This is a genomic window from Rhodococcus sp. 1163, from assembly GCF_002091985.1.
Lineage (GTDB): Bacteria > Actinomycetota > Actinomycetes > Mycobacteriales > Mycobacteriaceae > Rhodococcoides.
This window is the reverse complement of the sequence record NZ_MKKX01000003.1, coordinates 1-17,315: the sequence shown is the minus strand read 5'-3', so window position 1 is coordinate 17,315 and position 17,315 is coordinate 1. Positions and strand designations below refer to the sequence as shown.

Below are 17,315 nucleotides of genomic sequence, written 5' to 3'. Positions count from 1 at the left end.
CGCGGAATACCAACGGAGATGCACCACGAGGTTTCACGAGTGCACGCGGCAGATCATGACTGGGCAGCGCGCGTGGTGTGTGAGATTGCTACTGGTAGATCCCAGTAGGGCGCTTCGCACCGGACCTCGTCCTCTGCTTCCCACCACAACGAGTTGGGCGTGCTCGGACAGGTCGACGAGAGTGTGCGCGGGGTTGCTCTGTCGGAGAACACGTTCGACTACGACGTCCGGGTACTTCGCCACCCACCCCGCGAGGCTTTCGGCGAGGAGGACCGACTCCTCCTTTTCGATGGCCGCCCAGTCGATGAGGAGCGGCAATGTGACGCCTCCCGCCTGGGATGCAGCACTCCACACATGCGCAGCAATGAGTGGCACCTCCAGCCGCGAGGCTATTTCGAAGGCCATCGCTATCGCAGCGGCACTCGTGGCGCTGCCGTCGATTCCGACCACGATCGGCGAGTTCGGGTCTCCAGTACCTTCACGCCACACGACGACAGGGCACGCTGCCGTGTCGGCCACCACCTTGGCGGTGCTTCCCAGCAAAGTCGACAGCACAAGGCCTGTCCCGGAGCTACCGACCACCATCAACCGTGCCGAAGCCGACAGGTCGACCAGCATTTCAGCGGGCGGCACAGCGTCGACATGTGTGGCCACGCTGAGGTACGGATGTCGCTCGAGGATGGCTTTCGCTGCCTCGTCGACAATCTCCTCGGCGGTACGACGCTGCTGCTCCCACACTTCCTCGGGTATCACCATGACGGACTCGGCCATGTAGAACGTCGGTTCCTGCACCGCGCACGCGATGTGCAGCGGAGAATCCAAACGGTCCGCCATGGCTGCGGCCCACAGAGCCGCGGCCATACTGGTGGGTGAACCATCAACTCCGACAACGATTTCCTGATGATTCGCCAAGACCATGTCAGCCTCCCGACAGATAAAAGGGTGCGGCGACTCACCGCCTATGATCACCACGATTGCACGGGTGAGTTACGCAGACGAGAGCACAAAGTCCTTTGATGTATCGGCGTTGCGGAAACCGTCGACGACGGATTTCACGATCCCTCTTGTACACCGCCCAATACCCACTTTCGGGGGTAGCGGCGTTCTCCCTGCTGTGGATAGCGTCAACGGTAACCTGTAGTGCGCGTCAGAAAGACTATCGCTTTTCGAAAGGTCTCACCCGATGCTCGATTCGACACTGTCGTCCACCGAACTGTCGTCCGCCAACAACACACCGTTGAGCCCGTTGCGTTTCTTGGCTCGTTCGGCGAGCGTATTCCCGAATCGGGTGGCTGTGATTCACGGCGACCGCCGCTATACCTACAAACAATTCGGTGACGAGGTCGACCGTCTCGCCCGCGTCCTGTCGAGCCGCATCGAGCCCGGCGACCGCATCGCATACCTCAGTCCCAACACCCCGGAAATGCTGTTTGCGCACTTCGCCGTTCCCCTGGCAGGTGGCGTCCTCGTTGCACTCAACTCGCGCCTGACAGGCAGCGAACTCGACTACATCCTCGACCACTCCGGCACCAAGATCTTGTTCGTCGATTCGGAGTTGGTCGGATCCGCCTCCGGTGCCATCGCTGCAGTGCCGTCGCTGCAGGAAATAATCGAGATCCCCGACTCCACGATCGCTCCCCCCACCGTTCCGGAAGGTGTTGTCACCGGGCAGTATTCAGACCTTCTCGCCGAGGCCGGCAACCTGGTCGATGCACCGCCGTTGGTGTGGGGCGTAGAGGACGAACAGCAAGTCATAGCAATCAATTACACCTCCGGAACCACAGGCAAGCCCAAGGGCGTGATGTACACCCATCGTGGCGCCTACCTCAATTCGCTCGGCGAGACGTTCCACAACGGTTTCACCGGCTCGACCAAGTATCTGTGGACCCTCCCGATGTTTCATTGCAACGGATGGTGCACACCCTGGGCCGTCACTCAGGCCGCCGCGACCCACGTCTGTCTGCGCGCGGTTCGCGCCGACGCAGTGTGGGATGCCATCGACAATGTCGGCGTCACGCACCTGTGCGGCGCGCCGGTTGTCTGTTCGACCATCGCCGAAGCACCCCAAGCACATCACGTGGACGCCCTGCACATCACCACCGCCGGAGCGCCACCAGCGCCGAGCATCATCGCCAAACTCGAAGGACTCGGAATCACCGTCGTCCACGTGTACGGGCTGACCGAGGTCTACGGGCCGTACACGATCTGCGAAGTTCAGGACGATTGGCGCGACCTGAAGTCCGACGAGCGCGCCGAGCTGATGTCCAGACAGGGCGTCGGGATGATTCAAGCCGAGGACGCACGCGTCGTCGATCCCGAAATGAACGACGTCGCGGCCGACGGACAGACGATGGGTGAAATCGTCCTTCGTGGCAACAACGTCATGCTCGGTTATTACCGGGATCCGAAAGCCACAGCGGAAGCGTTCGCGGGCGGCTGGTTCCACAGCGGCGACCTCGGGGTAATGCACCCGGACGGCTACATCCAGGTCAAAGATCGCGCCAAGGACATCGTCATTTCGGGCGGCGAGAACATTTCGACCGTGGAGATCGAGCAAGCCCTCATGTCCCACCCAGCGGTTCTGGAAGCCGCCGTCATCGGCGTCCCGCACCCGAAGTGGGGAGAACGCCCCAAAGCATTCGTGATCAAGAAGAAGGATGCCGACGTCAGCGCCGAAGAATTGATCGAGTACACCCGCGGCCGTCTCGCGAAGTTCAAAGTCCCCGACGAGATCGTTTTTCCACTGGACCTCCCCCGTACGCCGACGGGCAAGATACTGAAATTCGAGCTCAGGAAGTCCACGGCCTGAACGCCGGAAAGAACCGCGGGTACGACGCGTTTGTGCCTCGATGCCGTGGGTAACTGTTCGGCATGGGGACGAGAACGTTCCGCGACCGAGCCGACGCCGGGCAGGCGTTGTCGGTCCTCCTCGACCCCAATGAGTTCCCCGACGACGTGCTGGTGCTCGCCTTGCCGCGAGGCGGAGTTCCGGTCGCCGCCGAAGTCGCTACGGCATTGCACGCGCAGTTGGACGTTCTCGTCGTCCGCAAGCTCGGCGTACCCAGGCACCCCGAGCTGGCGATGGGAGCCATAGCCGGCGGTGGAGCCATGGTGATCAACGAAGACGTGATCCGCTTCGAGAAGGTGAAATCGCTTGAGCTGCAACAGGTGGTCGCCGACGAAACCCGCGAGCTGAAGCGTCGTGAACAGCTCTACCGCGGAAACGCACCGCCTGCTCGGATCGACGGGAGGTCGGTGATCCTCGTCGACGATGGTGTCGCTACCGGAGCAACCATGCGAGTGGCGCTCGAGGTTGTGCATCGCTACGGCGCCACCCACGTCGTTGCGGCCGTTCCCGTGGCTCCGGCGTCGAGCCGCGGTCTGTTCCAAGAATTGGTCGACGAGTTCGTGTGCGTCTCCACACCTGCCCGGTTCTTCGGGGTGGGAGCGTCGTACACACAATTCGAGCAAACCACCGACGACGAAGTCCGCGCCACCCTCGCCGACGCGTCCGCCCGACATCAGCGCGATCAGTGATGTGTGGCCCGGAAAGTCAGGCTTTCGCCACCAGAGGGGCGACCTCGGTGCCGAGTAACTCGATCCCGCGGAGCAAGTCACCATGGGCGAGCCGCGGGTTCGTCATCTGCAGCGACAACCGGTCGACGCCGCCCAACTGTTCCCCGACCCGCAGGATCTTTTCGGCCACCGTCTGCGGGTCTCCCATGAAGAAGGCACCGTCGGGCCCGGATGTGGCGTCGAACTGCTGGCGGGTCGGCCGGGCGAAACCGCGCTCTCGGGAGATTTTGGTGAACATTTCGTTCCAGCCGGGGAAAATTGTGTCTGCTGCCACCTTCGTGGTCTCGGCGACGAAGCCGAATACGTGCAGCCCCACCTGCAGCTTCTCCGGGGCATGACCGGCCTGGGCTCCTGCGCGTCGGTACAGGTCTACGAGCGGGGCGAACTGGCGCGGCTCACCTCCGATGATCGCGATCATCAAAGGCAATCCCAGCATGCCTGCGCGCGCGAACGACTCAGGGGTTCCACCGACGCCGACCCAGATCGGCAAAGGATCCTGCACCGGCCGGGGGTAGATGCTCTGCTGGACCAATGGTGGGCGATGCCGACCGGACCACGTGACCTCGACGTTGTCGCGGATCTGCAGTAATAGTTCCAACTTCTCGGTAAAGAGAGAGTCGTAGTCGGCGAAATCGAGCCCGAACAGCGGAAAGGACTCGGTGAAGGACCCGCGTCCTACGACCAGGTCGATCCGGCCCTTCGAAATCAGATCCAGAGTGGCGAACTCTTGGAACACCCGGACAGGATCATCTGCGCTGAGCACCTTGACCGCACTACCGAGGCGGATCCGTTCTGTTCGAGCGGCCGCGGCGGCCAAAATGATCGACGGTGCCGAGTCGTAGTACTCGCTGCGGTGATGCTCGCCGATCCCAAACGAGTACAGCCCGACCTGGTCAGCAAGGGCGATTTCTTCCAGCAGGTGCCCCATCCGCTCGGCCGGCCCGATCACCCGACCGTCCGTCGGATCTGTCACAGAGGAGACGAAGCTGTCAACGCCAACATGCATGATGCGACCTCTCGATTCAGGGCGGACGGATCCACCCAGCATTGGAGACGATTCAACCACTCCCGATGAAGGAGTTCCGGGTCGCGGGCCAGATCGGTTGTCGCACGGTTCACCCGATGACGACGGAGTTTTCAGCTACTTCGCCTCGTAGCGCAGCAAGACCGCGCCTCCGGGGAAGGTGCGGTTCTCCACCAGTCGCAGCGAGATCCAGGACGGCAGGGTCGGAAAGAACGGTATTCCGCCGCCGACTGCGATGGGCGAGATCACGATCCGGTACTCGTCCACCAGTCCCGCCTGCACGATAGGTGCAGCCAGGGTCGCGCCGGCCACCTCCAACCTGCCGTCGGTTTCGGCTTTCAGCTTCCTCACCACCTCGACCGGGTCGCCGCGTTCGAGGCGAGAGTTCCAGTCGACGGACTCCAGGGTGCGCGAGAACACGACCTTGGGCATGTTGCACCAGATGTGGGCGAAGTCGACGATAGTCGGGCTAGCGTCCGGGGACTTGTCGGCGGTCGGCCAGAACGCGGACATCAATTCGTAGAGCCGCCGCCCATAGAACGACAAGGCAGTCTCCCGCTCGAGATCGTTCCAGTATTGATGCAGTTCTTCGCTCGGATCGGACCAGTCGATGCTGCCTTGGGCGTCGGCGATATACCCATCCACCGATACGTTGAAGCTATAGCTGAGTTTTCCCATGCAACTGAAGACTGCACCGGCGGGCAAAACTCATCGGGATCCGCACATCGCCAGTTCTCAACCGACTCTTCATCGCAGCCTGAAAATCGTTTGCCCCTGTGCTCGCCAACGACCCGTGGGATAGTACGCAAATGGCTCCGCCCTGGCCCGCTCATCTTGATGTCGGCGCAGTTCGATTTTGCGCGTCCCACCGCCAACTACGAAGAGGTACTCGTTTTCTACCGCGACATTGTCGGACTACGGGTTCTGGCGCAGTGGCGAAATCACAGCGGATACGACGGAGTCGTATTCGGTTTGCCGGGCGCCCCCGTTCACATGGAGTTACTGCAGTTCGGCGAATCTCCACGTATTCCTGAGCGGAACCCTGAGAATCAGCTGGTTCTCTACCTCAGTGGACCGGAAGCCTTGGCGGCCGCATGCAAGCGTTTCGCCGATCACGGTCAGACCCCGGTTGTAGCCGCCAACCCATATTGGACGGACCGCGGTGCCGTGTTGTTCGAGGACCCGGACGGGTGGCTGGTGGTGTTGGCTCCCTGGACATTCGAGTAGAGCGGCACCAGCATCCTTGCCTGCTGCACGTTCTCGATCAGACGCCCCCTTTGGCAACCCTTGACCCAGGCCAGCCAAGTTCATTCCACTGTCGCGAGAGAGCGAAATCGATTGGCTCATTGGGAACTTCGGCAGACCGGGCGTGATCATCACGGGCATAGCTGCGTGTAGCGGGCTTCTCGTGCGTCATCCACCAACTGCGAGAATGGTGAGATAGCCTGCGCATCGGGTCGCGTGATCCGCCAATCGATCGGTTATTCACATGGAAAGATTCGCCGCAGTATTCCTCATCACCGGAGCGGTTGCGCTCGGCTCTCCCGCCGCAGCCATCGCAGCACCGATAGGCACCGGCAGTGCCGAAATGGGCGGGCCGTTCTATGGTGCACTTCCTGCCTGGTCGACTGTCCTGGCCGCCTTCACTCAGTGCGGATCCGCCGCCATCGGAAACACGGCGTGCGGCACTGGAACTCCGCCGATTGCCTTCTTCCCCTAACTGGCGACGGGAAGGCTCGAGCTACTTGCGGGCTTCGAGCTTTCCATCCGCTCGGTGATCAGCAGACCGAACTCCCCTCTGTGACGCAACGCGTTGTCCACCCTGTCATCCCAGCTGTGATCTAGGATTGATCGAACAGGGCGTAAGTGGCGCAGCGATCAGAGCTGCAGTCGCTGGCAGAAAGTCCGAAATTTTCTGAAACCAGATCATCGACGGTACCGGCACACCCGGCGAACAAGTCAACCAGTCCATAAACCGGCCTCACGGCAAGACACCGGCGTGCAATCCTTCGAGTTCCGCAGCTTGCCCTGCCCGGTGTTGCGGGCCGAACCAGCAAACTCGCTGGTGGGGGCTGCTCTCCGTGCACTCGATCTCGATCGCACGGGCCCCGTCATCTACCTGCTGGAGCGGTCACGTCGTCTGCAACCCGACGTCCGCGGCAGCAACTGGGACCTGTCACTGACCGAGCGAGTATTTGTACCCAACCAGCGGATCGAGGCGTTGCGTGGCCTGCGCAAGGAGCAGGTGATGGACGATCACGCTTCGTCGCCGCGGCGCCGGTCAGGGGGCCGGCGAGGCGACGCGCCCAACCGATCCACCGCGCCCAGGACGGTTCCGGTGGCTCGATCGATATCGGCTCTCATATCTGAGCAATGACGGCGACGGCAGGCGCGATCATATCGCCGATCCTGTCGCGAAATAGGGCGCCCGAGATGCCGAAGTAAAGTTTGTATCGTCTGTTTGCTTCCCGCCTTCACCTCTGGCGATGGGCATTCCGCTCACCTCACAGACACTTGATTCCCCCTCAATGCCGGTGCTCCCAAAGTCGTCGTCCACGAGGGAATCTCATCCGGGGCCACTCCCCCTGCCTGGCCGTAGATCACGGCCAGGGTGTCGCGCTCGAAATCGGAACCCTCGTAACTCGCGGCAGTCACCTCGCCTGTCCTCGCTGCTTCGGGGACTACTGAGTACTGAGGGGACGGTAGCTCCGGAACATCCTGCGGCCCTGAATTTCTCGATGGAACCTGGTAGGAACCGTCGTTCGCCGAACCACCCGGGTACTGGGGGAAGAACTCTCCCGCGACAGTGTCCGCCGGGGTGTAACAGTGCGGTCCACGGTCGTCGAACAATCGGGGTTCATCCTGATTGGGCAGATATTTTCCTCTAGGGTTGACCAACGGCATCGAGACGTTGATGCCTCGATATTCGTCACCGACACCGATGACCTCCTGCGCGCGCGCCACAATTGGAACGAACTGCGCGAATGTGCATCCGAACGACGGCGAATACTCTGCCAGCAATCCCAGTGCCTCCCTCGAATCGGCAGCAATATTGATCAGATTCGACGAGTTGGCCTGGAGGAAATCGGCTGTACTCGAACTGGTCGACGTCAACGAGGAAATCAACGTATCCACCGCAGGACGCTGTTCTACCAACGTGTTTCCGGTGACGCTGAGATTGTCGAGAGCGTCGATCAGCTGCGGAGCCGCATCGGAATAGGTCTCGGAGAAGTCGGCGAGGCCACGCAGACCCTGCTGAATGTTCGGGAGTTCGGTGTTCAAGCCTTTGAAGATGTTTTCCAGCCGGTCGATCGTGAAGCCGAGCTGTTCACCGCGCCCGCTCAACCCCTGCGTCAACGCACCGAGCGTACTCGCCAGGTCCTGCGGCGGAATCGCTTCGAGCAACGGAAGCAGATTGTCGAGCAATTGCCCGACCTCGATCGCATTGCCGCTGGCGTCCTGCCTCAACACGGTGCCGTTGGTAATCGGCGACGCTGTATCACCTGGCGGGACTATCAGCGATACGTACCGCTCACCGAACAACGTCTTCGGAAGCAGCCGAGCTGTGGTGTTCGACGGGATCAACTCCGCCTTGTCCGGATCGATCGCCACATGTGCGGTGACGACTCCGGCTTCGGTGGACGCCGAACGCACCTCACCGACGATGAGGCCACGAACCTTGACGTCTGCGTTGGACGGCAAGGCGTTGCCGACCGAATCGGTCACGAGATCGATACTGACGACCTTCTTGAACGTCTTGTTGTACGAGGTGATCGACCATCCCACGAACAAGATGATCATCAGCATCAACGCGAGCCCAAGCAGGCGCCGTTTGAGCAGCGACGGAGAGTCGATCATTCGAGAGCGCCTACCGAGAAATCATTCATGACCGAAATCTTAATGTAACCCAAAGTAACACCGACTGCGGTGTCCCCTCCATCACGCAGAGCACAATGCGGCCCAGCAAAGAAACCGAGTTGCAACAGGGCTCACCCCCGTGTGCGTCGCGATACCGCGCACCGACACGCTTTCCGACTGCCTATCGACCGATCTGTCCTTTCAGGATGTTTGATTGTGCCTGAGATCAAAGGGCAATGGGATCCACACCGTCATGCATCCCGCAAGGACCTCGCTTGAAGGGAGTGCCAGATTAACGGTGGGTCCGACCTTGGCGCCGGTTAGTTACCGTTCGGGGTGATGCGTCTGTCGAAGGTGATCGCGAACGCATTGAGCGCTGGCTTTCAACTCATTGCACGTCGTGCCTTACCCTTCCCGGTGGGATCCAGCGCCCGCGTCGCGCGGTGCAGGTCGTTCCATCAGCCGACCGGGTTGATCTCACACCTAGCCCTGGGCGTTACCAAAGAGTCGAGGATGCGGTTCACTACTTGGATCGCCATGCCAGCAGCACACCGTCGCCTTCGGGCCGCGACCAAGGCAAGAAGAAGCCGACGGCAAGTGCACACGCCAACGAGGCACCTACTGTGATGTACGAGGCGAGCTGAAAGCCTTCCAGCGAAGCGGCTTTCATGGCGTAGATCAGCGGCCGGAACAATACCCGAGAGCAACAGCCTCGGGGCCTTCCGCAGTAGGAGATCGACGAACAATACAATCGCGTCTGCGTCTGCGTCTGCGCGAAAGTGCCTTCGGGAGCGCCTGATCGGCCGCTATCTGGCGAACCCAGCGGTCGCAATGCTCACTAGACTCGGAGTGCGTGTAGCGATCATGACCGACAACGAGACCACTGGCCGAAAGACCGGAAAGACCCGTCGAGTACCGATCTCCGCATCGTTCGACGACGCCGGCGCGTGGCTCATCTCCCAACACGGCACCCGCTCGGGCTGGGGCGCGAACATCACAGCTGATTCCACGGTGGCCCTCTGGGTAGGAGAGGCGTGGCGGACGGACAGCAGAATTCGACGCCGACGACGATGTCTACGCACAGGCGCGCACTTTTGCCGAGAATCCCTATCTTGCAAAGCTGGTCGGTGCGACGTTCCGAGCGTTGCAGACCACTGCGATATCGGTCCGTGCAACTTTCGCTGAAGTATGAACCGGACCGGAATTCAGTTACTCGGCTTCGCCACATCTGACATCATTAATTCAGTGTCGGCGAGATCCGTTGTGTTGAACACTTTTTGCGGAGTCGACTGACCACTTCGGTGCGGAGCTCACTGTTGCGGTCGGCGAGTTTCGCGGCCTTGGGTCGGCGGGCGCGTGTGTCCGCTCGCTGGTGTGCGGACACTGATCGGTAGGTGCCGCCGAGGTTGGTGTTGCGTTTGAGTTCGCGGGAGACGACGGATTTGTGACGTCCGATCAGGTCGGCGATGTCGGTTTGGGTTAGTCCCATCGCGGTGCCGATCGCGATTTCCTCTCGTTCGGCTTGCGAGAGGAATCGTCCGCTGGGTTCGGGCCGGGCCCGTTTGGCCCCGCGGACGATTCCGGCCTTCTGATCTATCCACCGCTTGCCGGTGGTGCGGCTGACGCCGGCAAGCGGTGGATGCCTGGATCACTGAAGCACCCGAATCTCGCATGGCATGGAACTCAGCGGCTACTTCTGCGCGATTCAGGACGACACGTCGTGGCACTGTGTTGCAACAATCAGTTGAGATTGCCTACGTCGACAGGACTGGATCATTCCAGATCAGGCGATCTCGACAACTCGAGAGTTCCGTTCGATGTCTATTTTTTGTCCCCAATCAGGTTGTGGGCCGGGAATACTCCGCGACCAAAGAATTGATCAACCTGTCGAGGGCGCGTTCGAATTCCACGGTCGCTGAGATGCTGTCGAGTTCGGGTGCGGATGCGGTGAGTGTCGGATATCTAGTGGGTGACAGCCCGGAAAAGTTTGTGGACCAAAAGCTGTCTTGGGCCACATCTGCTCGACGGGTTCGCGCCGCGTCCAGATTCGCATAGCCGAACGCGAACACGTAAATAGCGTTGTATGCCGCGACCGAATATTGGGCCGGGAGACCCTTTTGCTGCAGCGTACGTAGCGTCGCCTCCATCCGGTCGAGTCCGGCGGACGTTGTGCGTGTCTGCAGGAGAATCCGAATCCATTCAGGCGATTCGAGAGCTACGACTCGGATAGTTCTCGCGAAGGTACGCAAGCTGCCCTCCCAATCTTCAGCTTGGGAATACTCGGCGGGGATGGCGGCAATGAGCCCGTCGATGACAGCGCCCAGAAGCTCGTCCTTCGACGAAAAATGGTTGTACACCGCCATCGGCGAGATCCCGATCCGATCGGCCAACCGCCGGATCGACAGCGATTCGGAGCCGTCCTCAACGACGATTTCAGTTGCACTCGCAAGGATTTCACTCGTTGCGACGCGCTCGGCCTTCGGAGGGGCACCACGCTTGCGCGCTGGGCGCGACTGATCTGCCTTCTTCACATCGCGAGCGTAGCAACGAAGGCCTTGACCAAAATTAATATACGTGTATATTAACGCATCGTCGCGACTGTGACCCAACTAACCCTTCGAGCGAGTGGTGGTCCGTCGAACTTTGGCCATCGAGAGGAACCCCAATGCCCGTGGCACCAGTCCAGACGCAGGCCGCACTGGCGGCAGAGCGCCTTCTCGGTCCGAAAGGCGCATTCGAGCTCGTTGAGGAAGACGTGCTGGGCGCCGTCATGCACGTGATGAGAAATCGAACAAAATCCGTCGGCGCGCTGTTGGGTGAGTCAGGAAAGTTCGGGGACCGCGAATACTTGGTGCACGGCGATCGCCGCATCACTTTCGCCGAACACGTCGCCCTGGTCGCCTCGCTCGCCATCGAACTGTCAGAGCACTATGGCATACGCCGCGGCGACCGGATCGCGATCGCCGGCGCGAACACTCCAGAGTGGGTGCTTACCTTCTGGGCGAGTCAATGTCTCGGAGCCGTGTGCGTAGGACTGAACTCCTGGTGGGTGGCTCGGGAACTCGACGACGGAATCGCGCTCACCCGACCCTCTCTTGTCGTCGCCGATGCCAAACGCATGGCGTTGCTCGAGAACATCACCCTCGAAGTCCCGACGCTCAGCTTCGAGAACGACATTCCCAGGCTTGCAGCAGCCCACGTCGGTGCGCAGCCTCCACACACGGACGTGCATGAGGATGATCCCGCCGTGATCGTCTTCACCAGCGGATCGACGGGTATGCCGAAGGGGGTCGTGCATTCACAGCGAAATCTCATCGCCGTGATCGACTACTTCAGCTACGGTGAGGCCGTTGCAGCCGCTGTGTCGGAATCCTCGGAACCTGTTGTGCGAGCGCCGAAGCGTCACCTGTTGATCAATCCGTTGTTCCACATCTCCGGATTGCACAACCTCGCAGTTCCACGACTCGTGACCGGTGACACTGTGGTTACCTATCAAGGCGCCTTCGATGCGAGTCGCGTGCTCGAGTTGATCGAACGTGAACGCATCACCAACTGGGGTGCGGTACCCACGATGGCTAGCCGACTCCTTCAGCTCACCGACTCCGAACGGTACGACCTCTCGTCACTGAGCGCATTCTCACTCGGATCGGCGCCGTCCTCGGCTGGCCTCCTCACGCAGTTGCGTGCGCGATTCTTATTTGCGCGACGAGCCCTGGTGAACAGCTACGGCCTCACAGAAACCAGCACAGGCATCACCCTTGCGCTGACCGATGACCTCGAACGAGACCCGACGACAGTGGGTCGACCCATCCCGTCGGTGACACTCGAGATTCGCGATCCGATGGGTGAAAGGCTTCCAGACGGCGATGAAGGCGAAATCTACGTACGCAGCCCGCTGGTGATGCACAGTTATTGGGAGAACCCCGATGCCACTGCCGACGCGATCGCCCCGGGGCGGTGGTTGCGCACAGGCGATATCGGTGTCATCGAAAACGGTCTACTGCGACTGACTACACGCCGGTCCGACTTGATCATCCGAGGAGGGGAAAACGTCTATCCGGTGGCGGTCGAGCAGTGCCTGGAGGACCACCCGGCAGTTGCCGAGTGCTGCGTTCTCGGCAATCCGCACGAGGACCTCGGACAAGAAGTCGTTGCGGTTGTCGTGACTCATCCGGGAACGACGGTCGACGAAGTGCAACTGCGCGTATTTTGCGCGGACCGGATTGCCTATTTCAAAATACCTTCGCGGTGGAGTGTCACTACAGATCCGTTGCCGCGCAACGCAACCGGAAAATTGATGCGAAAGAAAGTGGTGTTCTGAATGTCCGAAAACCGTGACGACTGGAAAGCTCTACTGACCGACCTCGACGATCGTCGGGGACGTGGGGCCGCAATGGGCGGCCCAGCCAAGGTTGACAAGTATCGCTCGACGGGCCGCCGGGATGCCCGCGATCGGGTGCGCTCAGTGGTCGATTCCGGAACCTTCACCGAACTCGGCCAGTTGGCCGGCGAGGTCCCGGCGGATGCGTTCATCGCCGGCAGCGGAGTGATCGACGGCCGTCCGGTACTTGTCGGCGCCGAGGATTTCACCGTGGCCGGCGGCTCGATCGGACTTGCGGCCGCAGCGAAACGCGCGCGGTTGGCCGGACTTGCTAAACAGGAACGAGTCCCGCTGATCATGATGCTCGAAGGTGCCGGCCACCGCGCCACCAATGCGCTGCAACCGCATCCGCCGTCACCCAACGACCTCCAGCTACACGCGGAGCTGTCCGGGCTGGTACCGACCGTCGCGATCGTGACCGGGCCGTCCGCCGGCCACGGCGCACTCACGGCACCATTGTCGGATTTCGTGGTCATGGTCGCCGGACACGGTGCACTCTTCACCGCCGGACCCCCGCTAGTGGCAGCCTCGACCGGAGAGCAGATCGACAAGAACTCGCTCGGCGGCCCGAAGGTCGCCGTAGACACCAGCGGCGTAGCCCACAACGTGGCTTCGACGGACTCAGCGGCATTGGCCTTGGCCCGACGATATCTGTCGTACTTTCCCACCAATGCATGGGGACTGCCACCGCATGCGGGCCCTGCCGAGGGCAATTGCGACGTTGACGAGCGCAGCCTCGACAACCTGCTCGATCTCATCCCCCCGAACGCGAAGCGCCCCTACGACATGGTCGCGGCACTCGAACTGCTCGTCGACGCGGACACACTGTTGGAAATTCAGCCGACGCACGCCACGTCGATCATCACCGCACTGGGCCGAATCGGTGGCCATGCGGTCGCGATCGTGGCAAATCAGCCGAAGGTCCTGGCTGGGTCGATAGACGTCGGTGCCGCGAACAAAGCTGCCCGGTTCATAGAGATGGTCGGCGCGTTCCACCTGCCGGTGATCTTCCTTGCCGACAACCCCGGAGTCATGGCGGGCAGCGCCTCCGAACGAGCGGGCATTCTGCGCGCCGGTAGCCGAATGTTCGCTGCCCAGCACCGTCTTCAGGTGCCCAAGTTCCACGTCACGGTTCGCAAAGCTTTCGGGTTCGGCAGCTCCGTGATGGGCATGAACCCGTACGACAACCAAACTTTGAACCTCGCGTTCCCAGGCGTCACGCTCGGTGGGATTCCTGCAGAAGTCGGTGGCCGCACTGCCCGCGATGATGACCGAACGCGCCGAGAGTTGGTCGACAACGAGGCATCGGGACCGTGGCGGGCTGCCGGGATGCTCACCTACGACGATGTCATTGACCCGCGTGAGCTACGCAACGCGTTACTGGCGGGGTTGCGGGTTGCCGGTGGCCGACGGACCGGCGCAGTCGAGCCCATCCGTCACACCGGATACATAGTCTAAGCGGCATGGGATGCACGACCCGCTGACCGCCACCGACTCGCCGCACCGAAGCAGCCATCCGAACCCGGGTATGGGATCAAGTCACCGAACAGACCCTCGCTGCCTGCTCTGCCTCCCCGCGTGATGCCCTGCTGCACCCGAAATGTACTGTACTCCAACCAAGTTGGCAACGCCCCACAGTGGGAACCGGAGCGGTGCTGGCCGCGCAGATCATAGTTGTTCTCCTGGTCGGCTGTCCATATCGGCAGCCTAGCGGACGCCACCGCCAAGTTTCAGAGCGAAAACTGTGCTGAACTTGGGTTTTCGAGGCGATGGTGCGGTAGATGCAATTTTCGTCGCCAATCTCCAGGATCTGGGGGGATGAGCACCTAATTGCCAGTGGGCAGCCGAAATGCCTACGAGATTTCCTGCCGCAAAGTATTTTTAAGCAAATATCGAAGACGGTGGCGGCTCAAGATGAACTCCCGCGGACTCGCACGCGCGTAGTTGTGACAACCGTGTGACACCGAGGCTCCGCTGCTAGCCTGCTTGCGCATGTCAATCTTGCCCTGACCTGGTGAAATACGGCGAAGTGGCCAGGGTCGTCGACCTCGAATACGCGGATCCGAAATCCGCTGTCTCGGTTGTCCACTCAGATCCGTAGAAGACCACCAGCATCCACGCTGCCACCCGAAAAGCGCTGTTCTGGTCCAAGATTCTGGATCCATATGAACTCTGGTGCCCCCAGTCGGACACGAACCGACACTGTGCGGATTTTAAGTCCCTAGAAGTGGATTCACCTGAACTCCACTGGGCTCGATATTTGTTCGTTCACAACAGTTTTCGTACATCACCGACCGAACCCATCCATCCCCGAACGTACCGACCTGTGACACCCTCGTGACACCGAACTGCGCCCTTGTCGAACGCTACGAACTGCTCTGAACGACTACGGACCGCGGTGGGACGCAACGGACAAGCGATCACACTACATAGGAGAGCGGCAGCGGATCCTGTGACACCGACAAACCGCGATCATCGCCTCCCCCTATTCCGCTAGCTATCGCCCTGCGACGTAAGTCTCTTCGATTCGGAGCTAACGTGAAACCCTTTTGGTCCGTCGTTCCTAAAGCCGTCGTCGGCAACGTCCCATTCTCTATTTTCGACTCCCAAACGACGCATGAGCAGTGACGGCCGCATCGGTTCAGAACGACCCCGACTTCTTTCCGATACTCACCAAGTACTCCTCCGCTTCCGGCTCCTCGGTGAAGGAGATGACTTCTCCGACATTCCGACGCAAAGCCTCGAGCACTTCGGTTGGATTCGCATAGAAGAATTCACGCCGTTGATTGACCTGGTTCACCCGCCGATCCGCGAAAACCCTATGGAGTTCCGCTTCCACCGACACGGCATCGTCCGCGAAAAACAGAGCATGCACATCGAACCGGAACGGAACCGACGCATCACCGAGCTCACGCACCCGGTCCATCGGCTCCAACCGGCGCGTCATTCCGATCTTGACCATGTTGATCCCGAACGCACCCATGTTCGAGATCACGTACACATGCCCAGCCCGAATATTCGCGGCCCGATAATCGACATCATCGAGCGCACGCTGCGCGTCAGCGAGCTTGACCCGCAGCCGTTCCGCACCCTCGACATCCCCACTCGCGACCAGGGCAGCGACAGCGTTGCTGTAATGAGCGAGCTCCTTCTCGATCTTCGCCCGCGCCGCCTGCAACTCTTGCTGCACCTTGCGTTGCTCGCGTAGTTCCTCGCGGCGCTCCCGCTCGGCAGCTTTTTCCTCCTGCACCTTCATGTGCACATCCGCTGCCAGTTCCAGCTCCCGCACTCGGAGCCGGTGGTAGCCGTCGGTGACCCGGAGATCGATCATCTGCCCCTGCTTCGCGATCTGCTCCGCAGCTTTCATCAGACGCTGGCTCGCAGCTGCGAGATTGCCGGCTTTGACTGTCTTCACACAGTTCTCTGCTTCGGCGTTGTAGGCGCGCAACATGATCCGCCACATCTCGGTCACAAACTTCCGGCCCTGCGCAGTCGAATTGTTGAAGGTAAAGTTCGTCGTCGCCCAGATCGCGGCCTTCGTTCTGATCCGCTCCTTGATCTCGGACTGCACCCGGAGAAGCTCGTCCTTGAGTTGAATCGATGTCTCCGCCGGATGGTGGTACGCGTAGTAACCGACCGACTGCAAGTCCTGTTGCGCCTTCGTCTCGACGAGTTCTTCACGCGCAGCGCGGATCTGATCCGCCAACGCCGTGCGCTCACCGCGGAGCGCTGACACTTCCTCCAGGATACGTGCCAGTTCAGCATCAGCGCTGACGACCCGGCCAAGTCCTGCCCGTTCCACCACGGCAGACAGTCGATCGACCTGCTCCTGCAGTTCTTGCGCCCGTCGCTTTCCATTGAACAACGACACCGACCTACGAGTGTCGCCCGCCAGAACAGAGTTCGGAGGCGCCGGCGAAACCGGATCGCTCGCCTGGGTCGCCGACGTCCACTGAAAACCGTCCCACCAACGATGATGGGGCAGACCTGCTGGATCCGGATACCAACCCGCGGGAGTCGTCATCGCACATATCTACCAGACCGACGGGAAGGTTTCGCGCAAGCCCTGTGGCAGGTCCCCGATAGTCGGACCACCGCGTTCTAGAGCCACGGTGTGATTGTTGTCAGTCGATCTCGCAGCCCTCGGGTTGGTGCGTGTGGGTGCATTGGGCAGCGTACTCGGCGGGTGTCAGGTAGCCCAGGGACGAGTGCCGGTGGCGATTGTTGTGGTCGTCTTTGAAGTCTTCGATCACGACCCTCGCTTCGAGCAGGCTGGTCCAGTGATTGCGGTTGAGGCATTCCTTTCGTAGTCGGTTGTTGAAGGATTCGATGTGGCCGTTGTTCCATGGTGTGCCCGGCGGGATGTACGAGATTCCGATTCGATTCCGGCAGAACTGTTGCAGCACATGCGATATGAACTCCGGTCCGTTGTCCATTCGCAGCACTTGAGGCGGCCCTCCCCACAGCGCGAACGCC

The 17,315-nt window shown here is 61.0% G+C and carries 17 protein-coding genes; 8 read left to right on the top strand and 9 right to left on the bottom strand.

The features are described 5' to 3' along the window. Window positions 1-33: 33 nt before the first annotated feature. A complete protein-coding gene (locus BJD99_RS00090) occupies window positions 34-918 on the bottom strand; it encodes a universal stress protein (RefSeq protein ID WP_084344583.1) in 885 nt (294 codons plus the stop codon). A 265-nt stretch (window positions 919-1,183) separates the two neighbouring features. Between BJD99_RS00090 and BJD99_RS00085 the strand changes: the two genes are divergently transcribed. Together BJD99_RS00085 and BJD99_RS00080 are read left to right on the top strand one after the other, a co-directional pair. After that, on the top strand, window positions 1,184-2,809 hold the full coding sequence (locus tag BJD99_RS00085; protein ID WP_084344581.1) for an acyl--CoA ligase family protein: 1,626 nt from the start codon (window positions 1,184-1,186) through the stop codon (window positions 2,807-2,809). A 62-nt stretch (window positions 2,810-2,871) separates the two neighbouring features. Then, window positions 2,872-3,537 (top strand): phosphoribosyltransferase, encoded by a 666-nt coding sequence (locus tag BJD99_RS00080; protein WP_084344579.1) that lies wholly within the window; start codon window positions 2,872-2,874, stop codon window positions 3,535-3,537. Window positions 3,538-3,553: 16 nt separating this feature from the next. On the opposite strand, the gene BJD99_RS00075 is transcribed toward BJD99_RS00080, so the two are convergent. Further along, window positions 3,554-4,582, bottom strand: coding sequence for an LLM class flavin-dependent oxidoreductase (locus BJD99_RS00075; RefSeq protein WP_084344577.1), 1,029 nt, complete (start codon window positions 4,580-4,582; stop codon window positions 3,554-3,556). Window positions 4,583-4,717: 135 nt separating this feature from the next. Further along, window positions 4,718-5,278 (bottom strand): dihydrofolate reductase family protein, encoded by a 561-nt coding sequence (locus BJD99_RS00070; RefSeq protein ID WP_084344575.1) that lies wholly within the window; start codon window positions 5,276-5,278, stop codon window positions 4,718-4,720. 159 nt (window positions 5,279-5,437) lie between these two features. Between BJD99_RS00070 and BJD99_RS00065 the strand changes: the two genes are divergently transcribed. From BJD99_RS00065 to BJD99_RS00055, 3 genes are all read left to right on the top strand, one after another. Then, window positions 5,438-5,827 carry a VOC family protein gene (locus tag BJD99_RS00065; RefSeq protein WP_218775678.1) on the top strand — a complete coding sequence of 130 codons (390 nt, stop codon included), beginning with the start codon at window positions 5,438-5,440 and terminating at the stop codon, window positions 5,825-5,827. A gap of 262 nt (window positions 5,828-6,089) precedes the next feature. Further along, window positions 6,090-6,320 (top strand): hypothetical protein, encoded by a 231-nt coding sequence (locus BJD99_RS00060; RefSeq protein ID WP_084344573.1) that lies wholly within the window; start codon window positions 6,090-6,092, stop codon window positions 6,318-6,320. Window positions 6,321-6,599: 279 nt separating this feature from the next. Continuing rightward, on the top strand, window positions 6,600-6,977 hold the full coding sequence (locus tag BJD99_RS00055; RefSeq protein WP_143541972.1) for a hypothetical protein: 378 nt from the start codon (window positions 6,600-6,602) through the stop codon (window positions 6,975-6,977). Between the two features lie 122 nt (window positions 6,978-7,099). On the opposite strand, the gene BJD99_RS00050 is transcribed toward BJD99_RS00055, so the two are convergent. Both BJD99_RS00050 and BJD99_RS20830 read right to left on the bottom strand, forming a co-directional pair. Next, window positions 7,100-8,458: an MCE family protein gene (locus tag BJD99_RS00050; RefSeq protein WP_084344569.1), complete on the bottom strand. Its 1,359-nt coding sequence runs from the start codon at window positions 8,456-8,458 to the stop codon at window positions 7,100-7,102. A 523-nt stretch (window positions 8,459-8,981) separates the two neighbouring features. Next, entirely contained in the window at window positions 8,982-9,128 is a 147-nt protein-coding gene (locus BJD99_RS20830; RefSeq protein WP_179142118.1) for a hypothetical protein, read from the bottom strand. Between the two features lie 161 nt (window positions 9,129-9,289). On the opposite strand from BJD99_RS20830, the gene BJD99_RS00045 reads away from it, so the two are divergent. Beyond that, a complete protein-coding gene (locus BJD99_RS00045; RefSeq protein ID WP_306294073.1) occupies window positions 9,290-9,643 on the top strand; it encodes a nitroreductase/quinone reductase family protein in 354 nt (117 codons plus the stop codon). Window positions 9,644-9,695: 52 nt separating this feature from the next. Here the strand turns inward: BJD99_RS00045 and BJD99_RS00040 are convergent, their stop codons facing one another. Together BJD99_RS00040 and BJD99_RS00035 are read right to left on the bottom strand one after the other, a co-directional pair. Beyond that, window positions 9,696-10,037 (bottom strand): helix-turn-helix domain-containing protein, encoded by a 342-nt coding sequence (locus BJD99_RS00040; RefSeq protein WP_256895239.1) that lies wholly within the window; start codon window positions 10,035-10,037, stop codon window positions 9,696-9,698. 259 nt (window positions 10,038-10,296) lie between these two features. Further along, on the bottom strand, window positions 10,297-10,989 hold the full coding sequence (locus tag BJD99_RS00035; RefSeq protein WP_179142117.1) for a TetR/AcrR family transcriptional regulator: 693 nt from the start codon (window positions 10,987-10,989) through the stop codon (window positions 10,297-10,299). Between the two features lie 134 nt (window positions 10,990-11,123). Here BJD99_RS00035 and BJD99_RS00030 point away from each other — a divergent pair, with 134 nt between their 5' ends. Further along, the gene (locus tag BJD99_RS00030; RefSeq protein WP_084344563.1) at window positions 11,124-12,779 is read left to right on the top strand and encodes a class I adenylate-forming enzyme family protein; all 1,656 of its coding nucleotides are present in this window, start codon (window positions 11,124-11,126) and stop codon (window positions 12,777-12,779) included. Beyond that, the gene (locus BJD99_RS00025; protein ID WP_084344561.1) at window positions 12,780-14,297 is read left to right on the top strand and encodes an acyl-CoA carboxylase subunit beta; all 1,518 of its coding nucleotides are present in this window, start codon (window positions 12,780-12,782) and stop codon (window positions 14,295-14,297) included. Window positions 14,298-15,480: 1,183 nt separating this feature from the next. On the opposite strand, the gene BJD99_RS00020 is transcribed toward BJD99_RS00025, so the two are convergent. Both BJD99_RS00020 and BJD99_RS00015 read right to left on the bottom strand, forming a co-directional pair. Continuing rightward, window positions 15,481-16,863 (bottom strand): DUF4041 domain-containing protein, encoded by a 1,383-nt coding sequence (locus BJD99_RS00020; RefSeq protein WP_084344559.1) that lies wholly within the window; start codon window positions 16,861-16,863, stop codon window positions 15,481-15,483. Between the two features lie 100 nt (window positions 16,864-16,963). Further along, window positions 16,964-17,315 (bottom strand): integrase core domain-containing protein (locus tag BJD99_RS00015; protein WP_143541971.1); only part of this gene is annotated, 352 nt, incomplete at its 5' end.